Raw genomic sequence first — 20329 nt, forward strand, 5'->3', positions numbered from 1 at the left:
ATGGCCAGAGGCGTCATCCTTCTCGCAGCGGGCGGAACCGGTGGGCATCTTTTCCCGGCCGAGGCGCTGGCGCATGAGCTGAACGAGCGCGGCTGGTCGGTGCATCTGGCGACCGACGATCGTGCCGAGCGGTTCGCCGGTCATTTTCCGGCGGCAGCCATTCATCCGATCCAGTCGGCGACGATGGGTTCGAAAAATCCTTTTGCCGTGCTTGGCGCTTTCTGGAAAATCTGGCGCGGCGTGCGCCAGGCTTCCGCCATCATCGCCAGGATCAAGCCGGATGCCGTCGTTGGCTTCGGCGGTTATCCGACCTTGCCGCCGCTCTACGCGGCGACACGGCGCAAGGTGCCGACGCTGATCCACGAGCAGAACGCGGTGATGGGGCGCGCCAATCGGGCGCTGGCCGGTCGTGTCGATGCGATCGCCGGTGGCTTCCTGCCGCAGGACACCAGTGCCGCCGGCACCAAGACGGTGACGACGGGCAATCCAGTCAGGCCTGCCGTGCTGGAAGCGGCCAAGACGGCTTACGCGGCGTCGGCCGGGGAACAGCCGTTCCGCCTGCTGGTGTTCGGCGGCAGCCAGGGCGCCCAATTCTTTTCCGATGCCGTGCCGGGGGCAATCGCGCTGCTTTCCGATGCCCAGCGCAAGCGGCTGGTAATCACGCAGCAGGCGCGCGCGGACGACGTGGCGCGGGTCAAGGCGGCCTATGCGGCACTCGGCGTCGCCGCCGAGGTCTCACCCTTCTTCACCGACATGGCGCTGCGCATGGCGGCCGCGCATCTGGTGATCTCGCGCTCAGGCGCTTCGACCGTCTCCGAGATCGCCGTCATCGGCCGGCCGGCGCTGCTGGTGCCTTATCCCTACGCGCTCGATCACGACCAGGCGGCGAACGCGGCGGCCCTTGCCGCCGGCGGCGGCGGCGAAGTGCACCCGCAATCCTCGCTTTCACCCGAACGCATCGCAGCGCTCCTCGACGGGCTGATGGACCAGCCTGAGCGGCTTGTGGCGATGGCGGCGGGCGCAAAATCGGCCGGCCGGCCGAACGCGGCACGGTTGCTCGCCGATCTCACAGAGGCTATTGCGTCCAAAAAAACCGTTTCGGATTTCAGGAAGGGGACGCACGCATGAAGATGCCGCAGACCATCGGCCTTGTGCATTTCATCGGCATTGGCGGCATCGGCATGAGCGGCATTGCCGAAGTGCTGCACAATCTCGGCTACAAGGTGCAAGGGTCCGACCAGGCCGAAAGCGCCAATGTGCAGCGGCTTCGCGACAAGGGCATCGAATGCTTCGTCGGCCACAAGGCCGAAAATCTCGGCGATGCCGAGGTGGTGGTCGTCTCGACGGCGATCAAGAAGTCGAATCCGGAACTCAAGGCCGCGCGCGAAAAGCTGCTGCCGATCGTGCGCCGGGCAGAGATGCTGGCCGAACTGATGCGCTTCCGCCAGGCGGTGGCGATCGGCGGCACGCATGGCAAGACGACGACGACCTCGATGGTGGCGACCTTGCTCGACGCCGGCGGGCTCGATCCGACAGTCATCAATGGCGGCATCATCAATGCCTATGGCACCAACGCGCGCATGGGCGACGGCGAGTGGATGGTGGTCGAGGCCGACGAGAGCGACGGCACCTTCCTCAGGCTGCCGGCCGAGATCGCGGTCGTCACCAACATCGATCCCGAGCATCTCGATCACTATGGCAGCTTCGACAAGGTGCGCGAAGCGTTCCGCCAGTTCGTCGAGAACGTGCCGTTCTACGGTTTTGGCGTGATGTGCACCGATCATCCGGAAGTGCAGGCGCTGGTCAGCCGTATCGAGGACCGCCGCATCGTCACCTATGGCGAGAACGCGCAGGCCGATGTGCGCTTCACCAACCACCGCATGGCGGGCGCCATTTCGGAATTCGACGTGGTAATCCGCGACCGCAAGACCGGCGGCCAGACGACCATAGCAGGCCTGCGCCTGCCGATGCCCGGCCGTCACAACGTCTCCAACGCGACCGCCGCGATCGCCGTCGCGCATGAGCTTGGCCTGTCGGCCGAGGCGATCAAGAAGGGCCTGTCGTCTTTCGCCGGCGTCAAGCGCCGCTTCACCCATACCGGCTCCTGGAACGGTGTCGATGTGTTCGACGATTACGGCCACCATCCAGTCGAGATATCGGCGGTGCTGAAGGCGGCGCGCAGTGCCACCAAGGGTCGCGTCATCGCCATTGCGCAGCCGCATCGCTTCACCCGGCTGCATGATCTGTTCAACGAGTTTTCCGCCTGCTTCAACGACGCCGACACGGTGATGGTGGCGCCGGTCTACGCAGCCGGCGAGGAGCCGATCGACGGCGTCAGCTCGGACGCGCTGGTGTCGCGCATCCGCGCCGGCGGCCATCGCGACGCGCGCTACATCGAAGGACCGGCAGCGATTGCGCCCATCATCCGCGATCTGGCCAAGTCAGGCGACTTCGTCGTCTTCCTGGGCGCCGGCAACATCACCCAATGGGCCTATGCGTTGCCCAAGGAGCTTGGCGGGACCGTCTCATGATGCACGGCCAGGCCCTGATCGACAGACTTGGCGACCGGCTTGCCGGCCTGCGCGGGCGCGTCACGCCGAATGCCGAGATGGACAAGATCACCTGGTTCCGTGCGGGTGGCCTGGCGGAAGCTCTGTTCCAGCCGGCGGACGAGGAGGACCTCGCCGCGTTCCTCAAAGCCGTTCCGGAGGAAATACCGCTGACCATCGTCGGCGTCGGCTCGAACCTTCTGGTCCGTGACGGCGGCATTTCGGGCTTTGTCATCAGGCTTTCGGCCAAGGGTTTTGGCGAAGCGGAAGTCATTTCGCCAATCAGGATCAAGGCTGGCGCGGCCACGCCCGACAAGCGCGTCGCCGCGGTGGCGCTCGAGGCGGGCATTGGCGGCTTTCATTTCTATCACGGCATTCCCGGCGCCATCGGCGGCGCACTGCGGATGAATGCCGGTGCCAATGGCGTCGAGACGCGCGAGCGCGTCGTCGAGGTGCGCGCGCTCGACCGCAAGGGCAATGTGCAGACGCTGAGCAATGCCGATATGGGCTACGCCTATCGTCATTCAGCAGCACCTGCTGGGCTTATCTTCACCTCGGCCGTGTTCGAAGGCTTTGCCGAGGACAAGGCCGCGATCAAGGCGGCGATGGATGCCGTGCAGAACCATCGCGAGACCGTGCAGCCGATCCGCGAGAAGACAGGCGGCTCGACCTTCAAGAATCCCGAAGGCACGTCAGCCTGGAAGGAGATCGACAAGGCAGGCTGCCGCGGCCTGATGATCGGCGGCGCGCAGATGTCGCCGATGCATTGCAACTTCATGATCAACACGGGAACCGCGACCGGCTACGACCTTGAATATCTCGGCGAGACGGTGCGCACGCGGGTGCTGGAGAATTCCGGTATCCGGCTGCAATGGGAAATCAAGCGCATCGGCAATTTCCGGCCGGGACATGCTGTGCAGGAGTTTCTCGGGCAGCTTCTTTAGCCCGCTTCGAACTTCATGTGACACATGAAGTTCGACGGTGCCAAAACGGCCCGCAACCGTTGCCCCGAAGACTCAACGACACGCTTTTCGTATCCATTTTCTCAGAAAGTGAATCTCTCGGAATCGTAAGCACTTGCCAGTGAATCAACTCTCTGATTCTCTGCTCGAAAGCGTTTTCTGATTTGAGTCGTTCGACGCGTTACCCGCGTTTTCCGTCTGGGGGGCAACCTGCTGGGAGACTCGGACTCAATGTTGCGGAAAATCTTGGTTTTTGGTCCGCCGTGAGAGGGGATGCCGGGGAATGAAGAGCAAGCATGTGGCCGTCCTGCTGGGTGGGTTTTCGTCCGAGCGGCCCGTGTCTCTGTCTTCGGGAAAGGCTTGTTCCGATGAGCTCGAGAAGGAAGGCTATCATGTCACGCGCGTCGATGTCGGGCGCGATGTCGGCTCCGTGCTTGCCGAACTCAAGCCCGATGTTGTCTTCAATGCGCTGCATGGCCCTTTTGGCGAGGATGGTACCGTCCAGGGCATTCTCGAGTATCTTGGCATTCCCTACACCCATTCCGGCGTGCTCGCCTCGGCTCTGGCCATGAACAAGGAGCAGGCCAAGCGGGTTGCCAAATCGGTCGGCGTCCCGGTCGCCGAATCGAAGGTTGCCAGCCGCTTCGCCATTCAGAGCAAGCATCCGATGAGGCCGCCCTATGTGGTCAAGCCGGTCAATGAGGGTTCGAGCTTCGGCGTCGTCATCGTGCATGAAGGCCAGTCGCATCCGCCGCAGGTGATCGGTTCGTCCGAATGGAAATATGGCGATACCGTCATGGTCGAGCGCTATATCCACGGTCGTGAGCTGACCTGCGCGGTAATGGGCGATGTGGCGCTGGGGGTCTGTGAGATCATCCCGACCGGCCATTCCTTCTACGACTATGATTCAAAATATGTCGCCGGGGGATCAAAGCACGAATGCCCCGCAAAAGTTTCACCGAATATTTACCAAAAAATACAAACACTGGCGCTCAAGGCTCACCAAGCGATCGGCTGTCGGGGCGTTTCCCGATCGGACTTCCGTTATGACGATCGGCATTCCGAAAACGGCGAGATTGTCTGGCTCGAGGTCAACACCCAGCCGGGTATGACTCCGACGTCTTTGGTGCCTGAAATCGCCGCCCAGGCCGGGCACTCGTTTGGCGATCTGTTGAGTTGGATGGTGGAGGACGCTTCGTGTCTGCGTTGAAATGGGGACAAGGTAGGGAGAGGGGCGCGGCCGAACCGACGCTGTTCGGCCTGCCGTTGTCATCAGGCCATTTCGTGCTGCCGCGTATGCTTCGCCGCCCGGTGCGCATTCTGGCGCGCCTCGGTGTCGGGGAATTCCAGGCACCACGCTTTTCCGCAGCCATGATGTCGGCCGTGCTGATCGCCTCGAGCAGCGCCTATGGCGCTTATCTCGGCGGCCATGTCGACGGCATCGTACAGAGCATCACTGCCCGCACCGGCTTTGCCGTCGATCAGGTCAAGGTGGTCGGCAATCGCCAGACCTCGGAGATCGATATCCTCGACAGGCTCGAACTCGACGGCTGGACATCGCTGATCGGCTTCGACGCCGAGGCCGCGCGGGAGCGTATCGACACCTTGCCGTGGATCGAGGTCGCGGCGGTGCGCAAAGTTTATCCGCACACTCTGGAAGTGCGTGTCGAGGAGCGCGCGCCCTTCGCGCTCTGGCAGCAGGGCGACGAGCTGTCCGTCATCGAGAAGGATGGCGCCGTGATCGCGCCGTTCTCGGGCGGCAAGCAGGTGCTTTTGCCTCTGCTGATCGGCACCGGCGCGCCGGCGAGCGCTCCCGGCTTCCTGGCCAAGATCGAAAAATATCCCGAGCTGGCGAACCGGATCAAAGGCTACATCCGCGTCGGTGAGCGGCGCTGGGACCTGAAGCTGGACAATGGCATCACCGTCAAGCTTCCCGAGGACGATGAGGATCAGGCGCTCGCCGAACTCGTCAAGATGGACCACGACAAGGGCTTGTTGTCGCGCGATATCGCCGCCGTCGACATGCGCCTGACCGACCGGCTGGTCGTGCAGTTGACGCCCGAGGCGGCGACGCAGCGCGAAGCCGCACTCAACGAAAAACCCAAGAGCCTGAAGCGCAAGCCGGAGACGAAGATATGAGCTGGCTTGGCGGTCATGGCGATGCCTCGTCGCGCCGGTCCGGCACCCTGACGGTGCTGGATGTCGGTTCGAGCAAGGTCTGCTGCATGGTGGCCAGGCTGAAGCCGAGCGATGACGGCAAGCTGCTGCGTGGCCGCTCGCACCGGATCCAGGTGATCGGCATCGGCCATCAGAAATCGCAAGGCGTGAAGTCGGGCGTCGTCGTCGATCTCGACCGCGCCGAGCATGCCATCCGCCTTTCCGTCGATGCGGCCGAGCGTATGGCTGGGCTGACGGTCGATTCGCTGATCGTCAACATGACCGCCGGCCGGCTGAAGAGCGAAGCCTTCTCGGCAACCATCAACCTTGGCGGCCACGAGGCCGACGAGGCCGACATCAAGCGCGTTCTCGGTGCCGGCGCCAAGCAGGCGCTGAAGGCCGAGCGCGAGGTGATCCATTCGCTGCCCGTCGGCTTCTCGCTGGATGCGGAACGCGGCGTGCGCGATCCGCGCGGCATGGTCGGCGACGCACTCGGCGTCGACATGCATGTGCTGACCGGCGACGCCGCTCCGATGCGCAACCTGGAGCTTTCCATCAACCGTTCGCATCTGTCGGTCGAGCGCATGGTGGCGACGCCCTATGCCAGCGGGTTGGCGGCGCTGGTCGACGACGAACTGGAAATGGGCGCGGCCTGCATCGACATGGGTGGCGGCACGACCACGATCTCGGTGTTTTCGGAAGGCAAGTTCGTCCATGGCGATGCCATCGCCATCGGCGGCAACCATGTCACGCTGGATATGGCCAAGGGACTTTCGACCTCGCTCGACGCCGCCGAACGGCTGAAGGTGATGCATGGCTCGGCACTGCCGGGCAGTGCAGACGACCGTGACCTGGTCTCGATCCAACCGATCGGCGACGATGGCGACGTGCCTTTGCAGATCCCGCGCTCGGTGATGACGCGCATCGTGCGCGCCCGCATCGATGAGACGCTGGAACTGCTGCGCGATCGGCTGAACAAGTCCGGCTACGGCAATGCGGTGGGCAAGCGTGTGGTGCTCACTGGCGGCGCCAGCCAGCTTGCCGGCCTGCCGGAGGCAGCGCGCCGCATCCTGGGACGTAATGTGCGTATCGGCCGTCCGCTCGGCGTGGCCGGCCTGCCGGAAGCGGCGAAGGGGCCGGCCTTCTCGGCCGCGGTGGGGCTTCTGATCTATCCGCAGATGGCGAGTTTCGAGAGCCATCCGGCGAAAGGAATTTCCGGTCTCAGAATGACCGGAACGGGCGGAAAACTGCATCGCATGAGTCAGTGGTTGAGAGACAGTTTCTAATTGACGGGGACAGCCCCATAGGCGGCCGCGGCGGCGAAGCGGCGTGAAAGGCAAAGGACGGAGACAATGACCATCAATCTGCAAAAGCCGGACATCACCGAGCTTAAGCCGCGCATCACCGTGTTCGGTGTCGGCGGCGGCGGCGGCAATGCCGTCAACAACATGATCACCGCCGGTTTGCGCGGTGTCGAGTTCGTGGTGGCCAACACCGACGCGCAGGCGCTGACCATGTCGAAGGCAGGCCGCCTGATCCAGCTCGGCGCGCATGTCACCGAAGGCCTCGGCGCCGGCTCGCAGCCGGAAGTCGGCCGTGCGGCGGCGGAAGAGTGCATCGACGAGATCCTCGATCACCTGACCAACACCCATATGTGCTTCGTCACCGCCGGCATGGGCGGCGGCACCGGCACCGGTGCTGCTCCGGTCGTTGCCCGCGCAGCGCGCGAAAAGGGCATCCTCACCGTCGGCGTCGTCACCAAGCCGTTCCATTTCGAAGGCCAGCGCCGCATGAAGACAGCGGACTTCGGCATCGAGGAACTGCAGAAGTGCGTCGATACGCTGATCGTCATCCCCAACCAGAACCTGTTCCGGCTGGCCAATGACAAGACCACCTTCGCCGACGCCTTCGCCATGGCCGACCAGGTGCTCTATTCCGGTGTTGCCTGCATCACCGACCTGATGGTCAAGGAAGGCCTGATCAATCTCGACTTCGCCGACGTGCGCTCCGTCATGCGCGAGATGGGCAAGGCGATGATGGGCACCGGCGAAGCTTCGGGCGAGGGCCGCGCGATGGCCGCCGCCGAAGCGGCGATTGCCAACCCGCTGCTCGACGAGACCTCGATGAAGGGCGCCAAGGGCCTGCTGATCTCGATCACGGGCGGCCGCGACCTGACGCTGTTCGAAGTCGACGAAGCGGCGACCCGTATCCGCGAGGAAGTCGACCAGGACGCCAACATCATCCTGGGCGCTACCTTCGACGAGGAACTCGAAGGCGTCATCCGCGTCTCGGTGGTTGCCACCGGCATCGACAAGTCGGCGGCTGAAATCGCTGCTGCGCCGATCTCGATCCGCACAGCGCCGCCGAAGCCGGTCAGCCGCCCGGCCGTTGCCGCGGTGGAAAGTCGCCCAGTGCCGGTCCAGCAGACCATGTACGAACCGCGCGCCGCTGACCCGGTTGCCGAAGCCATCCAACTGGCCGAAGCCAATGCCGCGGCCATGGCTCAGGCGCGCCCGGCTCCGGTTGCTCACGCTGAAGATTTCCGCCCGCAGAGCAAGATCTTCCAGGCGCCGCCAGCACAGCCGATGCCGCAGCCGGTGGTCCAGCAGATGCAGCCGGCTCCGCAGCCGCGCGAGATGCTGCGCGAAGCCCCGCAGCCGGTTGCCATGGCGCCGCAGCGTATGCCGCGCGTCGAGGACTTTCCGCCCGTCGTCAAGGCCGAGGTGGATGCCAAGAGCCGCCCAGCCGACCACGAAAACAACAGCGGGCCGATGGGCCTGCTGAAGCGCCTGACCAACGGCCTGACCCGTCGCGAAGAAGAGCCTGCACGGCTCCAGCCGGCGCAGCCGCGCGAACCCAAGCTGCGCCAGGCCGCACCCGAAGTGCGCCGTCTCGCCAGCCAGGATGCGCAGCTCTACGCGCCGCGTCGTGGTCAGCTCGACGATCAGGGCCGCCTGACACCGCAGGTGAGGGCGACTCAGGAAGACGATCAGCTGGAGATTCCGGCGTTCCTGCGCCGCCAGGCCAACTGATTGGTAAACGGACTGTAACATTTGTTAACAGGCAAGCGAGGGATCGCTTGCCTGTTAAGAGGGGTGTAATTTCAAGCACTTACCAAGTCGTGCCCATTCTAGTTTGCGGTTACACAGAGTAAGAAACCGTGATTTGGAGTCTCCCCGACGGGACATTATCTTCGCCGCCTACCATCGTCGGTTTGCCAGGATTTCGGGGGAAGTCGCCCTGCTTGCCGATTCACACAAGAGCCGCGCCCTCGGGCTGGAGAAGCGGACCTAGGCATTACGGGCTTATGGGGATTGTCTTGCACGACTATCAGACGACATTGAAGACGCGCGCGTCGCTTACCGGCACCGGCGTCCACAGCGGCAAGGAAGTTTCCATCAGCTTCATGCCGGCGGATGCCGACACCGGCATCGTTTTTCAGCTTTTCAGCGGTGCGGAGCAGGGCCGCGAGTTCCGGGCCTTGGTCTCGGAGGTCGGCGCCACCGACCTGTGCACCATGCTTGGTGATCCCGCCGGCGAGCACATCGCCACGGTCGAGCACATCATGGCTGCGTTGCTCGGGCTCGGTATCGACAATGTCGCCATCGAGATCGATGGTTCCGAGGTTCCGATCTTCGATGGCAGCGCCATGGCGTTTGTCGAGGCCATCGACCAGGCGGGCATCGAGACGCTGTTGGTCAAACGGCGCTACATCAGGGTCATCAAGCCGGTCCGTATCGAGAATGGCGCCTCGTGGGCAGAGTTCAGGCCCTATGACGGCACCCGTTTCGAGATCGAGATCGACTTCGAAAGCCCGGCAATCGGCCGTCAGCTGTTCGCGTCCGACCTCAATGCCGATATTTTCCGCCGCGACATTGCGCGCGCCCGCACCTTCGGTTTCATGAAGGACGTCGAGCGGTTGTGGGCCGCCGGCTACGCGCTCGGCTCCTCGCTGGAGAATTCGCTGGTGATCGGTGACGACAACCGCGTCATCAACATGGGCGGCCTGCGCTATCCCAACGAATTCGTGCGCCACAAGACGCTGGACGCCATGGGCGACCTGGCCTTGGCCGGCGCCCGCTTCATCGGCTGCTTCCGCTCCTATCGCGGTGGCCACAGGATGAATGCCGCGGCACTGCGCCGCTTGCTGTCGGATCGCACCGCGTTCGAAATCGTCGAGACGACACGCCGGGAACGTGGCCGCAGCGCCGAGATGAACGCTGTCAACGCGCCGCTCTACGCGCCCTGGATGATCTGATTTTCTTATTTTTTCGTATTCCATGATAGCCGGCCAGTGTTGCAGGAATGCACCATCCGTCGGTGAAATTGCACGGATGTTCAAGCTGTGTCCGGCCGCCACAAAAATGCGCGATTGGCCGGAGATAGCGTTGCCGGGCAAGGCGGTAATGGTCTATGGCTGCTGCCGTCGATTAGTGCATGGCGCTCAAAAGTGGGGACCAGTTTTGAGACAATGGCGTGCAGCGGACATTAAAATAACGCCGAAAGGGCGGAATCCAATCATGTTCTTCAAGCGAGTCGGTCAATTGAAAGCGCCGCAGAGGGCTGTTTTCCTGGCGCTTTCGGTGGTTGTTCCATCGCTCTTCCTGTCAGCCTGCATGTCGTCGGAGAAAGATATCGACCTGTCGACCTACGTCGACCAGACCGAACCGGCCGATGTTCTCTACAATCAGGGCCTTGCCAATCTCAACGCCGGACGCCTGCAAGAGGCGAGCCGCAAGTTCGACGCGGTCGACCGCCAGCATCCCTATTCGGAGTGGGCCCGCAAATCGATGGTGATGGGCGCTTTCGCCGATTATCGTCAGGGCAATTACGACGAGGCGATCGGCTCGGCCAAGCGCTATCTGACGCTCTATCCGTCGACCGATGACGCTGCTTATGCGCAGTACATCATCGGCTTGAGCTACTACCGCCAGATCAAGGACGTGACGCAGGACCAGAAGGAAGCGCGCCAGACCGTTCAGACGATGCAGGATCTGGTGACGCGCTGGCCGACCTCGGAATATGTCGACGACGCCAAGGAAAAGATCCGCTTCGCCAACGATCAGCTGGCCGGCAAGGAAATGCAGATCGGCCGCTACTATCTCGAGCGCCGTGAGTACATCGCCGCCGTCAAGCGCTTCCGCACCGTGGTCGAGAACTATTCCAACACGCGCCATGTCGAGGAGGCGCTCGCTCGCCTGACCGAAAGCTATTACGCGATGGGCCTGACCTCCGAGGCGCAGACCGCCGCCGCGGTGCTCGGTACCAACTACCCCGACAGCTCGTGGTACAAGGATTCCTACAAGCTGTTGCAGAGCAATGGGCTTGCACCGCGCGAAAATGCCGGGTCGTGGATATCCAAGGCCGGGAAGATGATCACCGGCGCCTGATCCGAAGCAGACGTCGCGGACTTCGCCTACGCGCCGTCCGCTTGGTCTTCCTGGTTTGTCGCAGGTTCTTGTCGCAAAACCGCGCGGCACTTTTGCGGAACCTGCTTGGAGTCATTCGGACCGAAGCGTGTGTAGCGCTTTTTCGGATTGATCCGGTGCTCAAACAAAAAGATAGTGCGGCGCTGCGACTGCGAATGGTCGCGTGCCGTTCTAGATTCGGGTTCTGATGCTCTCCAGACTGTCGATCCGCGATATCGTCCTGATCGAGAAGCTGGATATCGACTTCCAGCCGGGTCTTTCCGTGCTGACCGGCGAAACAGGCGCCGGCAAATCCATCCTGCTCGATGCCCTGTCGCTGGCGCTTGGCGCGCGCGGTGACGCATCGCTGGTGCGCCATGGCGCGGCGCAAGGCCAGGTCATCGCGGTCTTCGACGTGCCGCGCAACCATCCGGCCCGCACCTTGCTCGCCGACAACGCCATCGAGGATGACGGCGACATCATCCTGCGCCGCTTGCAGACGGCGGATGGCCGCACCCGCGTCTTCGTCAACGATCAGCCTTCAAGCGTCACCTTGATGCGCGATGTCGGGCGGGCGCTGGTCGAGATCCATGGCCAGCACGATGAACGCGCTTTGGTCGATCCCGGCGCGCACCGCGAGGTGCTCGACGCTTTCGGCGGCCATCTCGGCGCTGTTCGCTCGACGGGCGAAGCATGGCGGCACTGGCGCGCCTGCGAGCAGGAGCTGTCGCGACACCGCGCCAAGGTGGCGGCGGCCGCGCGCGAGGCCGACTATCTGCGCGCCGCGGTCGCGGAACTGACGAAGCTCGATCCGCAGCCGGGTGAGGAGACCGATCTCGCCGAATTGCGCGCGTCGATGATGCGGGTGGAGAAGATCGCCTCCGAAATCCATGATGCGCAGGATGTGCTGTCTGGTCCGTCCTCGCCCCTGCCGCAGCTGGCCAGCCTGCTGCGCCGGCTGCAGCGCAAGGTGACGGAGGCGCCCGGCCTGCTCGACGACGTGGTCAAGTCGCTCGATGAGGCGATGCTGTCGCTCGACGCGGCGCAATCGGGTGTCGAGGCAGCATTGCGCGCCACCGAATATGATCCGCAGCGGCTGGAGAGGGCGGAGGAGCGGCTGTTTTCGCTGCGTGCGGCCTCGCGTAAGCACAGCGTTGCCGTCGACGACCTGGCGCAGCTGCGCGACACGATGGTTGCCGATCTCGCCGATCTCGATGCCGGCGAGGAGCGCCTGCACGGGCTGGAAAAGCAGGCCGCCGCGGCGCGCGAGACCTACGACATCGCCGCCGCGCAGCTATCCTCGCTTCGTCATGCGGCGGCCGTCGGCCTGACGAAGGCGGTCATGGCGGAATTGCCGGCGCTGAAGCTCGAACGCGCCGCCTTTATCGTGGAAATGAAAAGCGAGGCCGAGAGCCGCATGGAAGAGGGCATCGACCAGATCGAATTCTGGGTGCGCACCAATCCAGGCACGCGGCCCGGGCCGATGATGAAGGTGGCTTCCGGGGGCGAGCTGTCGCGCTTCCTTTTGGCGCTGAAGGTGGCGCTTGCCGACCGTGGCTCGGCGCCGACGCTGGTCTTCGATGAAATCGACACCGGGGTGGGCGGCGCCGTGGCGGACGCCATCGGCCAGCGGCTGGCCCGGCTTTCGAAGCGCGTTCAGGTGCTGTCGGTGACGCACGCGCCGCAAGTGGCGGCGCGCGCGGCGACGCATTTCCTGATCTCCAAATCCGGCACCACCGACCGTGTCGCCACCGGCATTGCCGAGATGGACCGGCCGGCGCGGCAGGAAGAGATCGCGCGCATGCTGGCCGGCGCCACCATCACCGACGAGGCACGTGCCGCCGCCGAACGGCTACTGCGCGAGAACACCGGCGCTTCCTGACGGCGATACTTCTCGATCGGGCTGCTTCTGGTCGGTGAAATTCGGCGTCCGAACAGAGTCAGTATATGGCTCCATCCCGCTGTTTCGGCGTGGTTTTGTCAGAATTCGGCTCCCTTCCATCCGAATCCTGATCTATTGTCCCGGCCAACAGCAGCCAGGTGCAAAAACATGCCCGAAAAACCCGTCGATGCCCTGACCGAAAGCGAGGCCGAAGCCGAGCTGAAGCGTCTGGCGGAAGAGATCGCCGAGCACGACCGGCGCTACCATACCGAAGACGCGCCTGTTATCACCGACGCGCAGTATGATGCGCTGGCGCGGCGCAACCTTGCCATCGAGGAGCGCTTTCCGGCGCTGGTGCGCGAGGATTCGCCGTCGCTCAGGGTTGGTGCAGCCCCGGCGGAAGGCTTTGCCAAGGTGCGCCATGCGGTGCCGATGCTCAGCCTCGCCAAGGCCTATACCGATCAGGACGTCACCGATTTCATCGAACGCGGCCGGCGGTTCTTCGATCGCGACAAGGATCTCGACATCGCCTTCACGGCTGAGCCGAAGATCGACGGGCTATCGGCTTCGCTGCGCTACGAGAAGGGCGTGTTCGTGCAGGGTGCGACGCGGGGCAACGGCGCCGTCGGCGAGGACATCACCGCCAATTTGAGGACCATTGCCGACATTCCTTCGAAGCTGAAAGGCTCGGGCTGGCCCGAGATTATCGAGATACGCGGCGAGGTCTACATGACCTATGCGGAATTCGAGGCGCTGAAGCAACGCTCGGCGGCGGTCGGCGGCCAGGACTACGTCAATCCGCGCAACACGGCGGCCGGGTCGCTGCGCCAGAAGGACCCGTCCGTCACCGCCAGCCGCAACCTCAAATTCTTCGCCTATGCCTGGGGCTACACAACAGCGGATCCTGCTCCGACCCAGTATGATTCGGTGCAGAAGTTCGCGGAGTGGGGATTCAAGGTCAGTCCGCTGATGGTGCGGGCGAAATCGGCCGATGACTTGATCGCGCATTATCATCGGATCGAGGAGCAGCGCTCGGCGCTTGGCTACGACATCGACGGCGTCGTCTACAAGGTCGACCAATTGGAGTTGCAGCGCCGATGGGGGTTCGTCACCGGCGAACCGCGCTGGGCCGTCGCGCACAAATTTCCGGCCGAACAGGCGATGACGACCCTGCTCAAGATCGACATCCAGGTCGGCCGCACCGGCACGCTGGCGCCGGTTGCGCGGCTGGCGCCGGTCACGGTTGGCGGCGTGGTGGTCGAGAACGTCACGCTGCACAATGAGGACTACATCAAGGGCCTGGATAGCACCGGCCAGCCGATCCGCGACGGCATCGACGTGCGCATCGGCGATACGGTGGTGATCCAGCGGGCAGGCGATGTCATTCCGCAGATCGTCAGCGTCGTCATCGACAAGCGGCCTGCTGATGCGGTGCCGTACGAGTTCCCGCATACTTGCCCAATCTGCGGCTCGCCGGCAACGCGCGAGATCAACGAGAAGACCGGCAAGGAAGATTCCCGCCGCCGCTGCACCGGCGAACTGATTTGTCCGGCGCAGGCAGTGGAAGGATTGCGTCACTTCGTGTCACGCGGCGCCCTGGACATCGAAGGCCTGGGGGCGGAGAACATAGACACCTTCTTCAACGCGGGATTGATCAAGACAGCCGCCGATATCTTCACGCTCAGGGACCGCCGTCCGGCCGTCACGAGGGCACTGGCAGAGCGGCGCGAAGAGCAGGCCAGGCAGCGCGAGGCCGCATCGGGCAAGACGCGCAAGAATGTGCGCAGCGTCGAGGATCGCAATTACGAAGGGCTCGACAAGCTATTTGCGGCCATCGATTCGCGCCGCGAGCCGGAGCTCGACCGTTTCATCTTCGCGCTCGGCATCCGCCATATCGGCGAAACGACGGCCGCAGTGCTTGCCCGGACGTTCTCGACCATCGAGGAACTGATCCGCGTCGGCAAGGAAACAGCGGCCGCTGCCGATCCGCACAGTGTTTTCCCGTCGGTCAACGGCATCGGTGACACGGTGATCGATGCGCTGCGCGATTTCTTCGGCAATCAACGCAACGACGATGTGCTCGACGCGCTGCTCAAGCAGGTCAAGCCGAAGCCCTATATCGTCAACGTCTCGGCCGACAGCGAGGTCACCGGCAAGACGGTGGTGTTCACCGGCTCGCTGGAGAAGATGACACGCTCCGAAGCCAAGGCGATGGCGGAGCGCCTCGGCGCCAAGGTCGCAGGCTCGGTTTCGGCGAAGACCGATCTTGTCGTGGCTGGGCCGGGTGCCGGCTCCAAGCTGAAGCTCGCAAGCGAACTCGGCATCGAGGTCATCGACGAGGACGCCTGGCTGGTGCGGATCGGCAAGGCATGACCGGACCGTTCAGCGGCTTCGGCCCCAAAGCCATTCCGTTCCTGAAGGCGCTGGATTTCCACCAGAGCCGCGAGTGGTTCCTGGAGAATCGCGACCTCTTCGAAAAAGATTTGCGCGATCCCTTCGGCGATCTGGTCGAGACGCTGACCGAGCGCTTCGCGAAGGCAGGGCTCGGCCTGCGCGGCGACCGCAAGAAGTCGCTGTTCCGGATCAATCGCGACGTGCGCTTCGCCAAGGACAAGCGGCCCTACAACCGGCATTTGTCGGCCATCCTGTCGCCCGACGGCACCAAGATGGAGCAGGGCGTGTTCTACGTGCATATCGGGCTTGAGCGCTGCTTTGCCGACATTGCCTGGTGGCAGCCGGAGCCGGCGCTGCTGCTGGCGATGCGCAAAGCCATCGAGGCAAAGCCGGACAGGTTTCGTGCCCTGGTGGCGGCGTTGAAGAAGAACCGTCTTGAACTCGAGACGGAAGGCCGCATGAAGCGCACGCCACGCGGCTTCGAGCATATCAGCGATGCTGATCTGATCGCCGCCATCCGCAACCGGCATTTTGTCGTCCAGCATGTCATCGATCCGGCCGGAATCCATACGGCTGATCTGGTCGACGAACTCGTCGATTTCACCTTGCGCGCCAAGCCGCTGCTCGACTGGGGCCGGGCGATCGAGGGCAAGGTTTCGGAGCATTTGGCCAGCCCGTAGCCGTTTCGGATTTCAAGTCGAAGCGCGGGCCGATGCACGGCCTGGTTGCTTTGTGAGGGCAGTTATGCTATCTATTTAGCTATGGTGCTGATTCGCGCCAACGACCCGCCGCAGAGGCGGGTTTTGCGTTTCGGGCCCTGCCGTCATCGTGCACAGCCGATGAAGCACAGGCATGTGCGCCACCAGGGAGCCAACTGAATCAGGGAATCCCGAAGGGCGCGTATCGCGGCCTTGCTCGATCCAGGGCATATCAGTTTCGCTGATGTGTTGGCTCAAGCGAATTCGTCTGACTTTTCAACCGCGCACCCCTAAATACCGGCGCGACGTTAGGAATGTGACATGTCGGCTGAGACTTTGACCGCGAATTCCGTGAGCAGCGATTTCTGGCAGGGCGTGCGGCTCTCGATGCCGGTCGTGGTGGCGTCGGCGCCGTTTGCGGTGTTGTTCGGCGCGCTCGCTGTCGACAACGGCTTCTCGGTCCTGGAAGCCTTCCTGATGAGCGCGCTGGTCTATGGCGGCGCCAGCCAGATGGTCGGCATCCAGCTGTTCGGCCAGCATGTGGCACCGTGGCTGATCGTGCTGTCGATCTTTGCCGTCAATTTCCGCCATGTGCTCTATTCCGCCGGCATCGGCCGGCGCATCGCGCACTGGCCCGTCATCAGCCAAGCGCTCGGCTATTTCATCCTTACCGATCCGCAGTTCGCGGTGGCCGAGACGAGGGCGCAATCCGGCCAGACGGTTGGCTTCGCTTGGTATCTTGGCCTCGGTCTGCCGGTCTATCTGTTCTGGATCGTCGAAAGCGCGCTCGGCGCGGTGTTCGGCAAGCTTATCCCCGATACGCATGCGCTGGGCATCGATTTCCTGCTGCCGATCTATTTTCTCGGCCTTGTCCTGGGCTTCCGCAAGCGGCCGCCGTGGCTGCCGGTGGTCATCGCCAGCGCCGCCGCTTCCATCATCGCCTACAAGACGGTGGGCTCGCCCTGGCATGTCTCGATCGGCGCGATTGCCGGCGTGCTGCTGGCGGTCATCCTGCCACCCCACCACAGCGGCGTGAAGGCACGGCCATGAGCACGACATTCTGGATCATCATCGCCGGCGCGATCGCGACCTATCTGACCCGCATAGGCGGGCATCTGGTCATCTCCCGCTTCGACACCATCCATCCACGCGTGGAAGCAGGCCTCAATGCCGTGCCGGCGGCGGTGCTGACGACGCTGGTGGCGCCGGAGCTGTTGAACGCCGGCCCCGCGGAATGGGCGGCATTGGCCGTCACATCAGTGGTTTCGCTGCGCGGTGGGTTGATGGCGATGTTTCTGGCGGGGGCTGCGGTGTTGATACTGGCGCGGCAGGTTGTGGGGTAGCTACTCCCCAAGGAGATTTGCAAAGGTCGCGAAACTGCCAATCTCCCCCACGAGGGGGGAGATTGGCAGCTTCACCCTCAAATCTTGGCGTCATGCGGCAGTGGCGCGGTGGCCTTTTCCAGCCAGGCCAGCGTTTCGCCGTCGAGCATCGGCCTGATCTCGGCCAGCACCCGGGCATGGTATGTGTCGAGCCAGTGCAGCTCGTCGCGCGTCAGAAGGTCCGACCGCACCAGCCGGACGTCGATCGGCGCCAGCGTCAGCGTCTCGAAGCCGTGCATGGCGATGTCGCCGCCCTCGACCTCTTCGGCCGGCGTCACCAGGATGAGGTTCTCGATGCGGATGCCGTAGGCGCCTTCCTTGTAGTAGCCGGGCTCGTTGGACAGCATCATGCCTTCGAGCAGCTTTTCGGTGCCGGTGCGGGCAATGCGCTGCGGGCCTTCGTGCACGGCCAAATATGAGCCGACGCCATGGCCGGTGCCGTGGGCGAAGTCGCAGCCATGCTTCCACAGCGCGATGCGGGCGACGGCGTCGATTTCCGAGCCGCGCGTGCCGGCGGGGAAGCGCAACGTGGAAATGCCGATCATGCCTTTCAGCACCAGCGTGAAGCGTTCGCGCATCTCCTGCGTCGGCTGGCCGATCGGTACGGTGCGGGTGATGTCGGTGGTGCCGTCCTGATACTGCGCACCGGAATCGAGCAGGAACAGTTCGCCGGCCTTAAGCTTGCGGTTGGTGGCGCGCGATACGCGGTAGTGCATGATGGCGCCGTTCGGGCCGGCACCGGAAATGGTGTCGAAGGAGTTGTCGCGCAGCGGCATCTGGGTTTCCTCGCCGGTCCGCCGGCGCGTCTCCTCCAACCTGGTGACGACTGATATCTCGTCGAGCGAGCCGGGTTTTTGTCGCTCCAGCCAGCACAAAAGCTTCGCCACGGCCGCGCCGTCGCGGCGATGCGCGGCACGCGAGCCGTTGATCTCGGCCTGGTTCTTGGTGGCGCGCGGAATGCGGGCGGGGTCGACTGCTGTAATCACGGTGCCGCCATTGGGCTCGACCAGCATGCGCAGCCTGTCGGCGGCCAGCACGGGGTCGAGCGCGATTTTCGCGCCACTCTTGGCGAGGGCCACGATCGCCGCTTCGAATTCGCTGGGCTCATGCGGCTCGGCGAGTTGGGTGAGGTAGGCCTCGACCTGACGCGAGAATTTGCGCCGGTCCATGAAAAGCTGATGCGACCCATCGGCGGCGAGGATGGCGAAGCCGAGCGCCAGCGGCGTGTGCGGCACGTCGCCACCGCGGATGTTGAAGGCCCAGGCGATGGAGGAGGGGTCGGTCAGCACGGCGTGGGTGGCGCCGTCCTTGCCGATCGCGGCTGCCAGCCGCGCCAGCTTGTCTTTGGCGAGCTCGCCGGCAAAGCCGATCGGGTGAAGTTCGACTGGTGCCATCGGCGCGTCGGGCTGATCCTCCCAGATGATGTCGATCGGGTTCTTGTCGAGCGGCACCAGCACGGCGCCCGACTTGTCGGCTGAGGCCTGCAGCGCCTTGACGTCGCTGATCGTGTGCAGCCATGGGTCGAAGCCAAGCCGCGCGCCCTTGCCGATGTTGTCCTTGAGCCAGACGGCGGGCGGGTTGTCGACCAGGCTTTCGATGGAAAAGATGTCGAGATCGACCTCGCTGCGCACCTGCAGCGTGTAGCGCCCATCGACAAAGACGAAGGCGCGGTCGCGCAGGACGATGGCGACGCCGGCCGAACCGCTGAAGCCGCTCAGCCATTTCAGCCGCGCCGAACGGTCGGCGACATATTCCCCCTGGTGCTCGTCGGCGCGCGGCACGATGAAGCCGTCCAGCCCGTTGGCTTCAAGCCATTGGCGCAGCAGCGCCACGCGCGGTTTGCCGACGGCCGGGTCGCCCGCGGAATCGAAGGTCTGGAACATGGTGGGGCCTCCTGCAGTCAGCGCAACCGTAGCGCACGGTCGCGGAAATCGGAATCGATTTCCAGCCGGCGCAAACTGCTACAGCATCGCTTGACTGACAACCGGCGGAACTTGGTCCAGGCCCGGTCGTTGCCGGCCCTCAATGCTTGAGGTGGATCGTCACCCAGCCCTCGCGGTGCAAGGTTTTGATATGGCGGAAGTTCTGGCCGACATAGGCCGAGACGACGGCGTCGCGCTGACGCTCGAGGATGCCCGACAGCACGATCGAGCCGCCAAGCGCGATGTGATCGGCCATTTGCGGCGCCAGCCGCATCAGCGGCCGTGCCAGTATGTTGGCGACGATCAGATCGAAAGGCGCGCGCTTGCCGAAGATCGGGTGGTGAAAGCCCGGCGCGGTCACTGTTTCCACCAACGCCTTGACGTGGTTGAGCCGCGCATTGGCGGCAGCGACTCTCACCGCCACCGGATCGATGTCGGTGGCCAGCACCGGAATGTGCGCCAGCTTGGCGACGGCAATCGCCAGCACGGCACTACCGGTGCCGAGGTCGAGCGCATTGCGCGGGTGTTCGCGCCGCACCACTTTTTCCAGCATTTCCAGGCAGCCGGCCGTGGTGCCGTGGTGGCCGGTGCCGAAGGCGAGGCCGGCCTCGATCTCGATGGCGAGTTCGCCGCTGCGGCGCTTGCGGCGATCATGCGCACCGTGGACGAAGAAACGACCGGCACGCACCGGCTTCAACCCTTCCAGCGAGCGCGCCACCCAGTCGATATCGGGCAGGGGCTCGCGCTCGATCGGCTTCGACAGGGAAAGCCCGGCAAGGATGTCCTTCAAACGGGTCTCCACCCTATCGACGTCGCCGTCTGCGTAGAGCGACACTTCGTGGATATCCTTGTCCTCGTCGACTTCCAGCACGGCGATCGGCAAGCCTTCATCCTCGAAGGCTGCATCGAGCGCCGCGAAGATGCTGACGGACTCGATCTTTCCGGTGGTGAAATACAGGCGCGTCTGGGTCATGA

The 20329-nt window shown here is 64.0% G+C and carries 16 protein-coding genes; 14 read left to right on the forward strand and 2 right to left on the reverse strand.

Going from position 1 to position 20329, the window contains the following annotated elements; all coding sequences use genetic code 11:
• The 14 genes from murG (at position 1) to NKI38_RS11455 (ending at position 17393) form a co-directional block, all read left to right on the forward strand.
• Positions 1-1128 (forward strand): undecaprenyldiphospho-muramoylpentapeptide beta-N-acetylglucosaminyltransferase, encoded by a 1128-nt coding sequence (gene murG, locus NKI38_RS11390; protein ID WP_352657486.1) that lies wholly within the window; start codon positions 1-3, stop codon positions 1126-1128.
• Positions 1125-2531 (forward strand): UDP-N-acetylmuramate--L-alanine ligase, encoded by a 1407-nt coding sequence (gene murC / locus NKI38_RS11395; protein WP_352657489.1) that lies wholly within the window; start codon positions 1125-1127, stop codon positions 2529-2531. The genes murG and murC overlap by 4 nt, the downstream gene beginning before the upstream one ends.
• Positions 2528-3493, forward strand: a complete 966-nt coding sequence (gene murB, locus NKI38_RS11400) for a UDP-N-acetylmuramate dehydrogenase (RefSeq protein ID WP_352657492.1) — start codon at positions 2528-2530, stop codon at positions 3491-3493. Before murC ends, murB begins: the two co-directional genes overlap by 4 nt.
• A gap of 301 nt (positions 3494-3794) precedes the next feature.
• Entirely contained in the window at positions 3795-4721 is a 927-nt protein-coding gene (locus NKI38_RS11405) for a D-alanine--D-alanine ligase (protein WP_352657495.1), read from the forward strand.
• Complete coding sequence (locus NKI38_RS11410; RefSeq protein WP_352657497.1) at positions 4709-5650, forward strand: cell division protein FtsQ/DivIB; 942 nt, start codon at positions 4709-4711, stop codon at positions 5648-5650. The genes NKI38_RS11405 and NKI38_RS11410 overlap by 13 nt, the downstream gene beginning before the upstream one ends.
• Entirely contained in the window at positions 5647-6954 is a 1308-nt protein-coding gene (gene ftsA, locus NKI38_RS11415; RefSeq protein ID WP_352631679.1) for a cell division protein FtsA, read from the forward strand. The genes NKI38_RS11410 and ftsA overlap by 4 nt, the downstream gene beginning before the upstream one ends.
• A 66-nt stretch (positions 6955-7020) precedes the next feature.
• A complete protein-coding gene (gene ftsZ / locus NKI38_RS11420) occupies positions 7021-8700 on the forward strand; it encodes a cell division protein FtsZ (protein WP_352657500.1) in 1680 nt (559 codons plus the stop codon).
• Positions 8701-8975: 275 nt separating this feature from the next.
• A complete protein-coding gene (gene lpxC / locus NKI38_RS11425; RefSeq protein ID WP_352631683.1) occupies positions 8976-9926 on the forward strand; it encodes a UDP-3-O-acyl-N-acetylglucosamine deacetylase in 951 nt (316 codons plus the stop codon).
• Between the two features lie 262 nt (positions 9927-10188).
• A complete protein-coding gene (locus NKI38_RS11430) occupies positions 10189-11058 on the forward strand; it encodes an outer membrane protein assembly factor BamD (protein WP_013530965.1) in 870 nt (289 codons plus the stop codon).
• A 226-nt stretch (positions 11059-11284) separates the two neighbouring features.
• Positions 11285-12958, forward strand: coding sequence for a DNA repair protein RecN (gene recN, locus NKI38_RS11435; protein WP_352657503.1), 1674 nt, complete (start codon positions 11285-11287; stop codon positions 12956-12958).
• A gap of 168 nt (positions 12959-13126) precedes the next feature.
• On the forward strand, positions 13127-15331 hold the full coding sequence (gene ligA / locus NKI38_RS11440) for an NAD-dependent DNA ligase LigA (protein ID WP_352657505.1): 2205 nt from the start codon (positions 13127-13129) through the stop codon (positions 15329-15331).
• The gene (locus NKI38_RS11445; protein ID WP_352657507.1) at positions 15328-16032 is read left to right on the forward strand and encodes a DUF2461 domain-containing protein; all 705 of its coding nucleotides are present in this window, start codon (positions 15328-15330) and stop codon (positions 16030-16032) included. The genes ligA and NKI38_RS11445 overlap by 4 nt, the downstream gene beginning before the upstream one ends.
• Before the next feature lie 339 nt (positions 16033-16371).
• Positions 16372-17100: an AzlC family ABC transporter permease gene (locus NKI38_RS11450; RefSeq protein ID WP_352657510.1), complete on the forward strand. Its 729-nt coding sequence runs from the start codon at positions 16372-16374 to the stop codon at positions 17098-17100.
• Positions 17097-17393 carry an AzlD family protein gene (locus NKI38_RS11455; RefSeq protein WP_352657512.1) on the forward strand — a complete coding sequence of 99 codons (297 nt, stop codon included), beginning with the start codon at positions 17097-17099 and terminating at the stop codon, positions 17391-17393. The genes NKI38_RS11450 and NKI38_RS11455 overlap by 4 nt, the downstream gene beginning before the upstream one ends.
• Before the next feature lie 77 nt (positions 17394-17470).
• On the opposite strand, the gene NKI38_RS11460 is transcribed toward NKI38_RS11455, so the two are convergent.
• Positions 17471-19315 (reverse strand): aminopeptidase P family protein, encoded by a 1845-nt coding sequence (locus NKI38_RS11460; protein WP_352657515.1) that lies wholly within the window; start codon positions 19313-19315, stop codon positions 17471-17473.
• A gap of 139 nt (positions 19316-19454) precedes the next feature.
• The gene (locus NKI38_RS11465) at positions 19455-20327 is read right to left on the reverse strand and encodes a 50S ribosomal protein L11 methyltransferase (protein WP_352657518.1); all 873 of its coding nucleotides are present in this window, start codon (positions 20325-20327) and stop codon (positions 19455-19457) included.
• Positions 20328-20329: the final 2 nt, after the last annotated feature.

Origin of the sequence: Mesorhizobium sp. M0621, from assembly GCF_040320745.1 — a bacterium.
In the GTDB taxonomy this organism is placed as follows: Bacteria; Pseudomonadota; Alphaproteobacteria; order Rhizobiales; family Rhizobiaceae; genus Mesorhizobium.